The organism is Tahibacter harae (assembly GCF_024437735.1).
Lineage (GTDB): Bacteria > Pseudomonadota > Gammaproteobacteria > Xanthomonadales > Rhodanobacteraceae > Tahibacter > Tahibacter harae.
Genome location: NZ_JANFQO010000002.1, coordinates 166,311 through 178,564, shown reverse-complemented (window position 1 = coordinate 178,564; position 12,254 = coordinate 166,311). Strand labels below are relative to the sequence as shown.

General features: G+C 69.0%; 10 protein-coding genes. 3 read left to right on the top strand and 7 right to left on the bottom strand.

Annotated features, from left to right (window positions below; translation table 11 throughout):
* Positions 1 to 25: 25 nt before the first annotated feature.
* The 3 genes from NM961_RS02520 to NM961_RS02510 are packed head-to-tail and all read right to left on the bottom strand — an operon-like array spanning position 26 to position 1,154.
* The gene (locus tag NM961_RS02520) at positions 26 to 244 is read right to left on the bottom strand and encodes a hypothetical protein (protein ID WP_255910919.1); all 219 of its coding nucleotides are present in this window, start codon (positions 242 to 244) and stop codon (positions 26 to 28) included.
* A gap of 19 nt (positions 245 to 263) precedes the next feature.
* The gene (locus tag NM961_RS02515; protein WP_255910917.1) at positions 264 to 677 is read right to left on the bottom strand and encodes a VOC family protein; all 414 of its coding nucleotides are present in this window, start codon (positions 675 to 677) and stop codon (positions 264 to 266) included.
* A 45-nt stretch (positions 678 to 722) separates the two neighbouring features.
* Positions 723 to 1,154, bottom strand: a complete 432-nt coding sequence (locus NM961_RS02510; RefSeq protein ID WP_255910915.1) for a helix-turn-helix transcriptional regulator — start codon at positions 1,152 to 1,154, stop codon at positions 723 to 725.
* Positions 1,155 to 1,474: 320 nt separating this feature from the next.
* On the opposite strand from NM961_RS02510, the gene NM961_RS02505 reads away from it, so the two are divergent.
* The 3 genes from NM961_RS02505 (at position 1,475) to NM961_RS02495 (ending at position 8,422) form a co-directional block, all read left to right on the top strand.
* Positions 1,475 to 2,653 carry a carboxylate-amine ligase gene (locus NM961_RS02505; protein WP_255910913.1) on the top strand — a complete coding sequence of 393 codons (1,179 nt, stop codon included), beginning with the start codon at positions 1,475 to 1,477 and terminating at the stop codon, positions 2,651 to 2,653.
* 336 nt (positions 2,654 to 2,989) lie between these two features.
* The gene (locus tag NM961_RS02500; protein ID WP_255910911.1) at positions 2,990 to 3,703 is read left to right on the top strand and encodes a hypothetical protein; all 714 of its coding nucleotides are present in this window, start codon (positions 2,990 to 2,992) and stop codon (positions 3,701 to 3,703) included.
* 9 nt (positions 3,704 to 3,712) lie between these two features.
* Positions 3,713 to 8,422: a beta strand repeat-containing protein gene (locus NM961_RS02495; RefSeq protein ID WP_255910909.1), complete on the top strand. Its 4,710-nt coding sequence runs from the start codon at positions 3,713 to 3,715 to the stop codon at positions 8,420 to 8,422.
* A 224-nt stretch (positions 8,423 to 8,646) separates the two neighbouring features.
* Here the strand turns inward: NM961_RS02495 and NM961_RS02490 are convergent, their stop codons facing one another.
* The 4 genes from NM961_RS02490 to NM961_RS02475 form a co-directional block, all read right to left on the bottom strand.
* On the bottom strand, positions 8,647 to 9,120 hold the full coding sequence (locus tag NM961_RS02490) for a DUF421 domain-containing protein (RefSeq protein ID WP_255910907.1): 474 nt from the start codon (positions 9,118 to 9,120) through the stop codon (positions 8,647 to 8,649).
* A 10-nt stretch (positions 9,121 to 9,130) separates the two neighbouring features.
* On the bottom strand, positions 9,131 to 9,739 hold the full coding sequence (locus NM961_RS02485; protein WP_255910905.1) for a cysteine hydrolase family protein: 609 nt from the start codon (positions 9,737 to 9,739) through the stop codon (positions 9,131 to 9,133).
* A gap of 126 nt (positions 9,740 to 9,865) precedes the next feature.
* Positions 9,866 to 10,030 (bottom strand): hypothetical protein, encoded by a 165-nt coding sequence (locus tag NM961_RS02480; RefSeq protein WP_255910903.1) that lies wholly within the window; start codon positions 10,028 to 10,030, stop codon positions 9,866 to 9,868.
* A gap of 391 nt (positions 10,031 to 10,421) precedes the next feature.
* Entirely contained in the window at positions 10,422 to 11,705 is a 1,284-nt protein-coding gene (locus NM961_RS02475; RefSeq protein ID WP_255910901.1) for a BON domain-containing protein, read from the bottom strand.
* Positions 11,706 to 12,254: the final 549 nt, after the last annotated feature.

Sequence of the window (12,254 nt, the reverse complement as noted above, 5' to 3'; positions counted from 1 at the left end):
CCGGGCGGAACTGGGCGGGAGGGAATCAGGCGCCGCCCGCCGCGCGCTGGCCGCGGCTGAAATAGGGCAGGGCGAACAGGTACAGGCCGCTGAAAGTGAGCAGGGCCAGCGGCGGCAGCGGCAGGTAGAACACCCAGGCCGGCGGCTTGCCCAGGCCCAGCGCGGCGAAGCAGGCGATCACGCTCAGGGTGAACAGGACGGAGAGCCAGCGGTGCAACTGCCTTATCCACTTGTTCCATTTCATGGCAGGTCCTCGGCGGGGATCAGCGGGCTTTCTGCTGTATGCGGATCATGTTGCCGGCCGGATCGCGCACGGCGCAGTCGCGCACGCCGTAGGGCTGGTCGGCGGGTTCCTGGGCGATCTCGGCGCCGGCGGCTTCCAGCTTGGCGAACACGCCGGCCAGATCCGGCGTGGCCAGCAGCAGGTTGGCCAGGGTGCCCTTGGCCATCATCTCGGTGACGGTGCGGCGCTCGTCCTCGGTGAGGCCGGGCATGGCGTCGACCGGGTGCAGCACGATGCTGGTGTCGGGCTGGCCGGCGGGGCCTACGGTGATCCAGCGCCGGCCCTGGTAGCCGACGTCGTTGCGCACTTCCAGGCCCAGTGCGTCGCGGTAGAAGCCCAGTGCGGCCTCGGGATCGTTGTGCGGCAGAAAACTGGCGTGAATGGTGATGTCCATGGCGGTCCTGTGCGGTTGGCGGTGACGGCAGGCATGCTAGCCGGGTCAGGACTCGGCGGCTTCTCGATTCCTGATCGGTCGCATGACCTGCTTGGCCAGGCAGGAAGGAATGCCGGCGGCCGCCTGCGCACTGTCGCGGCGGTAGACGCTGGGCGAGACGCCGACCAGTTCGGTGAAGCGCGTGCTGAACGTGCCCAGGGAGGCACAGCCGACGCTGAAGCAGATCTCGGTGATGCTCAGGTCGCCGCGGCGCAGCAGGGCCATGGCGCGTTCTATGCGCCGCGTCATCAGGTAGGAATAGGGCGATTCGCCGTAGGCCAGGCGGAACTGCCGGCTCAGGTGGCCGGCCGACATGCCGATGTCGCGGGCCAGCGATTCCACATCCAGCGGCCGCGCGTAGTCGCGGTCGATGCGATCGCGCACGCGGCGCAGGCGGGCGAGGTCGCGCAGTACGGTGGCGTCGGCGTGCCGGGTCATCGGGCGATGCTGCCAGTTCGCTGCGGGGCGCTCAAGCCTGCGCTGGCGACGATCCGGCGCGGGCGCGAACGCGGCGGTGGAATTGCACAAACCATCACAATGTGGCGGATGTGCACCGCGGATTTCCGGCCTGGCGCAACGGTGTATTCCCGCCGTGCGCGCAACGCCTGCGTTCGCTGTGCGCCGCTGCGCACGCGGCGTGCTTAACGAATCGGGAACACGCCATCGACAATGATCGGGGTTCACGCCGAGTCGCCGCGTCGACTCATTCTTCCGGCCGTCTGTACTGCCGTCCGCCCCGCGGATGCCGGCGCGCGCACGTGTCCGCCGGTCCGCCCGAACAGCGAGAAGCGATGCCCTACCAGCGCTACGCCTACCACTTCGGTATCGAGGAAGAGTTCTTCCTGGTCAATCCGATCACCCGCAACGCCGTGCCGCAGGTGCCCAAGCAACTGGTGCGCACCTGCCAGGCGCGCTACGGCGCGCATGTGCATCACGAGATGCTGCAATCGCAGGTGGAGATCTCCACGCCGGTGCTGGGCTCGGCCGACGAAGCCCGCGCCACGCTGGAGCGGCTGCGCCACGGCGTGGTGCGCGTGGCCGAGGACATGGATCTGCGCGTGGTCGCCGCGGGCACGCATCCGCTGGCGGGCTGGCACGAGCAGCGCCATACCGACAAGCCGCGCTACGATGCCCTGATCGACGATTTCCAGATGATAGGCCGGCGCAATCTGCTGTGCGCGCTGCATGTGCACGTGGCGGTGCCGGCCGGCGTGGACCGGGTGGTGCTGATGAACCGGCTGATGGGCTGGCTGCCGCTGTTCCTGGCGCTGTCCACGTCCTCGCCGTTCTGGAACCGCCAGCGCACCGGTCTGCTGAGCTACCGCCAGGCGGCCTATGACGAATGGCCGCGCACCGGCATTCCGGATCATTTCCGCGACGAAAGCGAATATGCGGATTTTGTCGCCCTGCTGGCGCGCTGCGGTGCGGTGCCGGACGGCAGTTTCCTGTGGTGGGCGATACGGCCTTCGCAGCGCTATCCGACGCTGGAACTGCGTATCGCCGATTCCTGCCCGCGCCTGGCCGACAGCCTGGCCATTGCCGCGGCCTACCGCTGCCTGGTGCGCGCCTACACCTGCCGGCCCGGACTGGCGCGGGAATGGACGCCGCTGACGCGGCGCGTGATCGACGAGAACCGCTGGCGCGCCAAGCGCTACGGCACCGCGGCCCAGTTCATCGACGAGGCGGCGGGGCGCTGCGTTTCCTTCGCCGACAGCGTGGACCGGCTGATCGCGCTGATCGAACCGGATATCGCCGCGCTGGACTGCGCCGCGGAAATCCGCCATCTGCGCCAGCTCGCCCGCGCCGGTTCCAGCGCCGATGCGCAACTGGCGATCTACCACCGCCACCGTGCCCGCGGCGCCAGCCGCACCGAGGCGCTGCGCCATGTGGTGGACTGGCTGATCGTCACCACGGCGCAGGCGGCGGATCTGCAGTAGCGCGGGATGCGCGGCGCAAGGGCCGGGCCGCCGCAGCGTTTGCAGCGTCGGCCTCGCGCGCACACCGCCGCGGCGCGCACCGTGGCGATCGGCCGCGCAGTCGCGCGTGCTGCTGCGCTGCTTCTTCGGCGCACTGTTCCTGGCCGACAGACCGCCGTACAAACCTGCCGTCCGCCGCGCCGCGCCGATTCCGTATCGTCCATTCCCTGACGCCAGCCTGATAGGCAAAGACCCGAATTCGCGCTACTGCCGGCAGGGGAAGATTATGTCCGCCGTTCTGCAGCATGGCGCATTTCTTGCCTCCGCTTGCGCTTCCATGGGATAGGGGAAACCACGATGTCCAGTCCTGACCGCCGTCGCGGCGGCCTGTCTTCGAGCTTGCGCCGCGGCGCAGGGACGGCGGCGGCGCTGCTGTTGCTTGCCGGCATGTCCAGCCCACAGGCCCAGACAGTGGTGCCCAACGCCCACCTCGATACGGCGCTGACGCCGTGGGCGAGCTTCGTTTCCGCCGCGCCGGATCCCGCCGGCAGCGGCAACGCGCCGCTGTGGCAGGCCGCACCGGATGTCGACGGCAACCCGGCCTCGGGCTCCAGCCTCATACATATCGCGACCACTGTGCCGGCGGCCAACGCCGCCTCGGGCATTGCCCAATGCTTCGACTTCGCCGGCGGTCCCGCGCCGGTGAGCTTCGTCAACTACGGCATGGCCTTCCGCCTGCCCGCGGGCACGCCGGCCGACGGCGCTGTCGCGGCCACGGTGGAAGTACGCCTGTTCTCCGCCGCGGGCTGCAACGGCTTCATTGCCGGCGGCACGCAAGGGCAGAGCCTCAGCGCGCCGGGCGTAGTCGCCGGCAGCTGGAACCGCCTGGCCGACAGCGGCTTCGTGCCGCCGGGCGCGCCCGTCACCGCCGCCAGCGTGCAGATACGCGGCTACCTGCGCCAGACCGGCGCCCCAGCCAGCCAGGCCGGCTACGCGGTAGACCTCGACCATTTCCTGCTCGTACTCAACAGCACGACGCCGGTCGAGCTGCTGCAATTCTCCGTCGACTGAGGACGCATCATGACCCCTAGTCTCCTGCGCCTCGCCGCACTCGCCTTGCTCGCCGGCACCGGCGCCGCCCAGGCCGCCAACTGTCCACCCACGTCGCTGGCGCCGATCACCGCGCCGCCGGCGGCCATGGTGGGCGCGCTCTATACGCACAGTTTCAGCGCCGCCAACAGCAACACCGCGCCGCCTTTCAGCTACGCCGTCACCGGCGGCCTGCCTGCGGGCAGCGGCCTTACGCTGGGCAGCGCAAACGGCCAGCTGTCCGGCAAGCCGCTGCTGGCCGGCAACTATCTGATTACCGTCACCGCGACCGACAGCGCCGGCTGCAGCGGCGGCCGCGTTTATCCGCTCAGCGTGGCCCAGGGCAGCCAGAGCATCAACTTCAGCACCACGCCGCCGGCGAACGCCCAGGTCGGCGGCGCGCCGTACCAGCTCGGCGTCAGCGCGACCTCGGCCCTGCCGGTGACGGTGGCCATCGCCGCCGCGTCCAGCGGCGTCTGCGCCATCACCGGTTTCGACGGCATTTTCAGCACGATTGCGCTGCAGGGCACCGGCAACTGCGTCATCAATGCGAGCCAGCCCGGCGACGCAAACTGGCTCGCGGCCGCGCCGGCCCAGCAGAGCTTCAGCATAGGCCTGGCCAGCCAGACCATCAGCTTCACCTCCACAGCGCCGGCGAATGCGCAGTTCGGCGGCCCGGCCTATACGGTCGCGGCCAGCGCGACCTCGGGCTTGCCGGTGAGTTTCAGCATCGACGCGAGCGCGGCCGGCGTCTGCGCCATCGCAGGCGCTTCGGTCACGTTCCAGGGGGTGGGCACCTGCGTGATAAACGCGAACCAGGCCGGCGACGCCAGCTACGGTATCGCGCCGCAGGTGCAGCAGAGTTTCGCCGTCGGCAAGGCGGATCAGACGCTCGGCTTCACCTCGACGGCGCCGGTCAATGCGCAGTTCGGCGGTGCGGCCTACACCGTTGCGGCGACTGCGACGTCCGGTCTGGCGGTGAATTTCAGCATCGACGCGAGTGCGGCCGGCGTGTGTGCGCTGGCGGGTTCCTCGGTCACATTCCAGGGCGTGGGCACCTGCGTCATCAACGCCAACCAGGCCGGCGATGCCAACCACAACGCCGCACCGCAGGTGCAGCAGAGCTTCGCCGTGGGCAAGGCCAGCCAGACCGTCAGCTTCACCTCGACCGCGCCGGCCAATGCGCAGTTCGGCGGTGCGGCCTACACCGTCGCGGCGACTGCGACGTCCGGTTTGGCCGTAAGTTTCAGCATCGACGCGAGCGCGGCCGGCGTGTGTGCGCTGGCGGGTTCCTCGCTCACATTCCAGGGCGTGGGCACCTGCGTCATCAACGCGAATCAGCCCGGCAACGCCAACTACAACGCGGCGCCGCAGGTGCAGCAGAGCTTCGCCGTGGGCAAGGCCAGCCAGACCGTCAGCTTCACCTCGACCGCGCCTTCCAATGCGCAGTTCGGCGGTGCGGCCTACACCGTCGCGGCGACTGCGACGTCGGGTTTGGCCGTGAATTTCAGCATCGACGCGAGCGCGGGCAGCGTGTGTGCGCTGGCGGGTTCCTCGGTCACATTCCAGGGCGTGGGCATCTGCGTCATCAACGCCAACCAGGCCGGCGATGCGAACTACAGCGCCGCGCCGCAGATCCAGCAGAGTTTCGCGGTGGGCAAGGGTAATCAAACCTTGACCTTCACCTCGACCGCGCCTGCTGCCGCGGCAGTCGCCGGGGCGACGTATACGGTGGCGGCCACGGCCAGCTCGGGCCTGACGGTGAGCCTCAGCATCGACGCCAGCGCCAGCAGCATCTGCACGCTCAGCGGTGCCACGGTCAGCTTCCAGGGCGCAGGCACCTGCGTCATCAACGCCAACCAGGCCGGCGATGCGAACTACAACGCCGCACCGCAGATCCAGCAGAGCTTCGCGGTGGGCAAGGGCAGCCAGACCCTGAGCTTCACGTCGACCGCTCCCGCCAGCGCCGCCGTTGCCGGCGCCACGTATACGGTCGCCGCCACGGCCAGCTCGGGCCTGAGCGCGAGCTTCAGCATCGACGCCAGTGCCGGCGGCGTCTGCGCAATCGCGGGTTCCACGGTCAGCTTCCTCGGCGCCGGCACCTGCGTCATCAACGCCAACCAGGCCGGCGATGCGAATTACAACGCGGCGCCGCAGATCCAGCAGAGCTTCGCGGTGGGCAAGGGCAGCCAGACCGTGACATTCACCTCGGTCGCGCCGCTGGGCGCCGCCGTGGGCGGGCCGGCGTATCCGGCCGGTGCAGTCGCCAGCTCCGGCCTGCCGGTGAGCTTCAGCATCGATGCCGCGGCCGCCGGTGTATGTGCGCTGAGCGGATCGACTGTGTCGTTCCTGCATGTGGGCACCTGCATCGTCAACGCCAACCAGGCGGGCGATGCGAACTGGAACGCGGCGCCGCAGGCGCAGCAGTCCTTCGCCGTGCAACCGGGCCTGCAGTTCATCACCTTCACCTCGACGCCGCCGGCTGCGGTCAACCAGGGGCCGGGCTATACCGTCGCGGCGACGGCCAGCTCAGGCCTGCCGGTGAGCTTCGCCATCCACGCGGACGATGCCGGCGTGTGTGCGATCAGCGGCAGCACGGTGAGTTTCATCGGTGCGGGCGCTTGCGAAATCATCGCCTCGCAGCCCGGCAACGCCGACTGGATCGCGGCCTCCGATGCCACCCAGACGGTGGCCGTGGCCAAGGCCGGCCAGACCATCACCTTCACCTCCGCGCCGGCCACGCCCGCCGTGGGTGCAAGCTATACCGTCGCCGCGACAGCCAGCTCGGGCCTGGCCGTGACGTTCTCCATTGATTCGACCGCCGACGGCATCTGCTCCGTGGCCGGTGACGTGGTCAGCTTCAGCGCCGAGGGCACCTGCCTGATAAACGCCGACCAGCCCGGCGATGCGAATTGGAACGCGGCGCCGCAGGCCCAGCAGAGCGTCGAGGTGCTGGCGGCGGCCGCCTGCCTTACGCCGGCCCTGGGCGAAGTCGTCAAGGGCCGCCTGCCCGACAACAGCGAACTATGTATCGAGAACAACTCGGGCGCGGCGATGGAGTTCACCTATCTGCCGATCAACCACAGCAGTGTCGGCAACATCGCGGTGGAAGTGACCGCCAGCAACGTTGTCGCGGTGACCGGCCCACCGACACCGCGGCCGGGCGGCGACAGCGCCGCCGCTGCGGCCGGTTTGCTTGCGCTGGCCGAGCCGGCGCTGACCGATCTGCACGACCAGGGCGTTTTCCCCGCCTCCGCGGGCGGCGAACCCATCGACCGCAGCAAGTTGATTTCCCGCGCCAAGAAGATTCCGCAGGGGCCGTTGACCGTAGGCCAGCTGATCGATTTGAACGGCGGCATCGGCGACGGCTGCAGCAGCACGCTGAATGGGCGCAAGGGCCGTGTGGAAGCCGTCACCACGCCGCAGCACGCGGGCCAGGCCGTGCTCTACGCGGTGCAGGAGGTGAAGGAGACGACTACCGGTTCCGGCGTGTGGGTGCCAGCCCTCCCGGGCGGTTTCAGCACCACCGACTTCCAGAACATCATCAACGTGGTGGCCATGAACCCGCCCGGCCAGACGCCGCTCGGCAGCGCCGGCTCCACGGGCACGCCGGCCCTGTGGTACACCGGCGCAGTGGACGCGCTTGCCGACAACTTCGGCTTGCCGGCCGATGTCGACGCCAACAACGGCGTGGTGATCTTCTTCACCAGCGCGGTCAACGCGATGTCGCCGCCGGCTTCGTCGACCCTGCTCTACGCCGCTTTCCTGCCGCGCGACCTGTTCTCGTCCGCGCCGGGCAACTGCCCGAACAGCAATGAAGGCGAGATCATCTACGTGATGCAGCCGGACCCGACCGGCGTCGTGAACAGCAACGTGCGGACGCTGTCGAGCGTCTACAACAACGCGCCGGCAGCCATCATTCACCAGCTGCAGCACCTCAGCAACGCCTCGCGCCGGATATACGTCAACGCCGCTCCCTCGCTGGAGGAACGCTGGCTGGACGAAGCCCTTTCCGGGCAGTTGCAGGAGCTGTCCTTCTTCAAGGCCGCGGGCCTGGCGGTGCGCAGCAACCTGCCTGTAACCGCGCTAACCACCGGGCCCCAGGCCAGCCAGCGGGTGCAGCTGTTCAACATGTACGAGAACATCATGTTCGGCGGTGTGCGCAGCTATTTCCTGCAACTGCTCGGCGGCGAGCGCATGGGGCCGCTGCGGACGAACGCGCTCGCTCCCGGAAACCACGATTACCAGTGGCCGCATCACACCATCTCGGCGTTCTTCCTGCGCTATGCCCTGGATCGCAAGGCGACCGGCGATGCGGCCATCCTGTCGGCGCTGATGAACTCCACGCTGAGCGGGAAGGCCAATCTGCAGGCGGTGCTGGGCGTCGACCCCGACGAGTGGGCGCGCGATTTCCTCGTCGCCATGTATACCGACGATGCCGTCGCCGCGGCCGCGCCGGCGTACACCGCGCCGACCTGGAACTACCGCAGCGTCTTCATTGCGCTGGTGACCAACTACCCGCTGGCTGTGAACCTGCTGAGCGACAACACGATGGCGAATTACTCGCTGGGTCCCGGCGGCGGCACGCGCTATACCCGCTTCGCCGTGGCCGCAGGCCAGACGGCCACCTTGACCACGACCGGCAGCGGCGGCAGCCCTGGGTCGAATCTGGTGAGTACCGCGCTGGTGCGTACCAAGTAACGCCGGAGGGGGCGTTCGCGGGAGGCGCGGCAGTTGCAGGCCGCGTCTCCCGCACTTCCGGTCCCGTAGAGGCGCGGCAGTTGCAGGCCGCGTCTCCCGCACTTCCGGCATCGCTGAGGCGCGGCGGTTGCTGGCCGCGTCTCCGCGCTTTCAGTATTGCCGGGACGCGGCGGTTTCGCGCCGCGGCATAGCGCGCAATCCGTGCGCCGTGCGGGGGGACTTGTTCATTCCTCGTGGCGGACGGGAACCACGGTGATCTCGCCGTTGGTTTCCAGCACAGCCAGGGCCACCTCGTCCACATGGCGCAGTCCCTGCTTGCGCACGGCTTCCTTCAGATCGGAAATCGGCAGATTGTTCGCACGCAGTGCCTTGTGCAGCACACGGCCGTCGCGCACCAGCAGCACCGGCTCGCCTTCGAGCAGGCGGTCCACCGTCTTGCTGCGCGCGCTGAGATAGCCCAGCAGCTGGTTCAGCGCGATCAGGGTCGCGGCCACCAGCGGCGCACCCAGGACCGATTCGTCGCCGCCGGTCAGCGCACCCTGGGTGGATTCGCCGATCAGGATGACCAGCACCAGATCGAACGGCGTGAACTCGCCGACCGTGCGCTTGCCCGACAGGCGCACCAGAAACAGGATGGCGACATAGATCAGGGCGCCGCGGACGATGAATTCCCACCAGGGCTGGGACAGCGAGAACATGGCAGGGGCCTCAGTCGGTCTTGCCGCGGCGGGCGAGGCTGCGCCAGCGCACGGAAGCACTGCGCTGCACGCCGCAGCCGAAGGCGCGGCATTGGGTCATGGCGGCGGTGTTGGCCGCGGCGGTGAGCGAGGCGCAGGCGTCGGCCGCGACGATCACGCGCAGATCGCGCATATGCGCATCGATGGCGCTCGCCAGCACGCATTGATTGCCGGCCACGCCGGCCAGCACCACGACTTCGGTATGCAGATGCTGCAGCAGCAGGGCCAGCGGCGTGGCATGAAAAGCCGAATGCTTGGGCTTGAGGACGAAATAGTCTTCCGGCGCGGGCGCGAGGCCGTCGGTGATCGCCGCCGCTGCCGTTCCGGCGGCGCGGGATTCGGCCAGCACGGTGCGGAAATCCGAGCGCCACTGGCCGCGGTTGTCATTGGCATAGATCACCGGCACGCCGTGGCGGCGCGCGCCGGCGAGCAGCTGCGCGGCTGCCGGCAGTACCTGTTCGGCCTGGCGCCGCAGCTGCGCGCCGCCGGCCATGCGCCAGTCGCTGATCCAGTCGATCAGCAGCAGCGCCGCGGCCCGGCGGGGCTGCTGCGGCGCTTTCAGCGGTGTGCGTGAGGACATGGTCCGCCGCGTTCTCCTTGCATGGCATGACCGGCACCGCGGTGCGGAATGTTCCGTTTGCCGCAGCAGGGGACAGAAATGGCCGGCGCCGCAAACGGCGCCGGCCGCGCTTACACCGCCGCAACCTCAGCGGTTGCTGCTGTTGTTGTCGTTGTCGGAACGCTGGTTGCCGCCGGCGCTCTGCTTGTCCTGCATGTCGCGCTTGGCCTGCTTGTCGTTGCCTTGCTGCTGCTGACCCTTGTTCGGCGGATTCTTGTACTGGTTGTCACCACGGGGATTGTTGTTGGGCATGACGTTTTCCTCGAACAGTTGTGAAATGGCGAGCCGTGCCGTTGCAGGCTTCCCTGCCTGATATTGATTGCAGTCCGCGTGCCAGGAACGATTAATTTACAAATATAAAAGCGGCATTCCTGAGGCTGCTGGCGCGCAAAGGCCGCCGCACCGCGGCGCAGCGGGGCCGGAGCGGCGGCGAGGCCGTGCCGGTGCGGCGGTATGCCGGCGCCATGCGCGCCGGTGCCGGCGGCCTGCCACCGCGCAGCCTGCATGCCGGCCCGCGGCGGCCGTGCACGATGCCAGCTGCGGCGCGGCGCCGGCACCGGAGGGCACAGACGCAAAAACGCCCTCTCCTGAACGGAGAGGGCGCCGGGGTGGCAGCTGGTGTGGTTGACGGCTTGCCGACCGGTCAGTGCTTCTTGCTGGCGTTGTCGCTGCCCAGAGTTTCGTTCTTGCCACCGGTCTGCTGCGTGCCCTGCTGGCCGGATTGCTGGCCGCTCTTGTTGCCGGACTGGTTGCGCATGCTTACCGTCAGGCGATTTTCCACGTCCTTCACGCCGCTGCAGTTCTCCGCCATGTCCTCGATCTCGTGCTTGAGATGGCGCTGTTCCACCGAGCCGGTGAGGGTGACCACGCCATTCTTGACCTCGACATTGACGTCGCTGGCGTCGATGTAGTGGTGATTGGACAGCTTTTCGCTGAGGTCTTCGCGGATGCGCTCGTCCGAGCGCGTGTAGTTCTTCGGCCCGCGGCCGCGATAGCTCTGGCCCTGGTAGCCGCTGTCCTGGCCGCGGTAGCCGCCCTGGCTGTAGCTGCCTTGGCCCTGGTAGGCCTGGCCCTGATAGCTCTGGCCCTGATAGCCGCCCTGGTAATCCTGGCCGCCGTAGCTCTGCGCCGGATAGCCGGCGCCGCCCGGGTAGCGGCCCTGGTTGCCGTACTCGCGGCCGTAGGGATCCTGGTTCATGCCGGAACGGCCATAGGACGAGCTGCCGTAACCGTAGACACCTTCGGCGCCGCTGCTGCCATAGCCGCGCTGGCCATAGCCGCCGCCGTAGTCACGCTGACCGTAGTCGCGCTGGCTGTAGGCACCCTGGCTGCGGCCGTATTCGCTGCTGTAGCGGTTGCCGCTGTAGTCGCTGTCCTGCCGGCCGTAGCCGCCGCCGTAGCGGCTGCCCTGGTCGCTGCCGTAGTCGCCGGCCTGATAGCGGCTGCCGTAGTAGTCATCGTCGCGTTCGCGGTAGTAGCCGCTCTGGCTCTGCCAGTTCTGCCGGTTGCCGGGCTGGCGGCCCTGGCCCTGGCGCCACTCGTAGGACTGGCCGCCATACGGCTGGCCGCCGCGCGATCCGCTGGAATACAGCTCGCGGCCGGGCTCCTCGTCGCGGTACTGGCGGCTGCCGCTGCCGTAGTCGCGCGCGCCGCCGTAATAGGCGCCGCGTTCAAAACGGTCCTGGTCGAAACCGCGGGTGGACTGGCCGCCGCGATAGCCCTGGTAGCCGCCGCGCTCGTCCGAGTCGCGGTAGCCCGAGGCTTCCTGGCCATAGTCCTGTTCGTCGTAGCCGCGCTCCGCGCTGCCGTAGGCGCCGCCATAGCGGCCCTCGTCCCAGCGGTCTTCGTTGCGGCCTTGGCGCAGGTTCTGCGGACGGTCGAAGTCGCGGCCTCGGCCATACGGTCCGCGCTGATTCGGATTCTGCATGGTGCTGCTCCTGATTGCTCGTGATTCAAGGGAGGGATGCCCAAGCGGCATGGGCGCCTGGACACAGCAACCCATGTGCCAGCGCAGCGGAATGTTCACATTTGCAGGACTGCGCATGGCGCCGGCCGCGCCAGCGCAGGCTTAGGGCGACGGCGCAGTGCACCGCACGGTGTCGCGCCGTTGCGCCGCAGACGGGGCCGTTCCTTGCAGTCTGCAGACTGGACCTTGCAGTAAGCCTCAGCGGTCTCAGCGCGGCGGGCGGCGCAGGACGCACACCGCGCCGTCATGCGGTCGCGCGGGCGGCGCGGCACGGGCGGCGATTCGCACACCGCCATAGCGGATCGCGCGGCGATCGCTTCGTTCAGCTACGGTCGTTCGCGTCGCGCGGCGTTTGCGCCACGGTTGCCGCAGGCCGGCATGCGTCCGTGCGGCGGTCCACCAGACCTGCCGCCGCGGCCGCCGTCGCCGAACACGTTCCGGCGCGCTGCGCGGCTTTTCCCTGTCCGCCGCGCGGGTGGCAGAATGCCGCGCACAGCAGCTGCGCGGCGC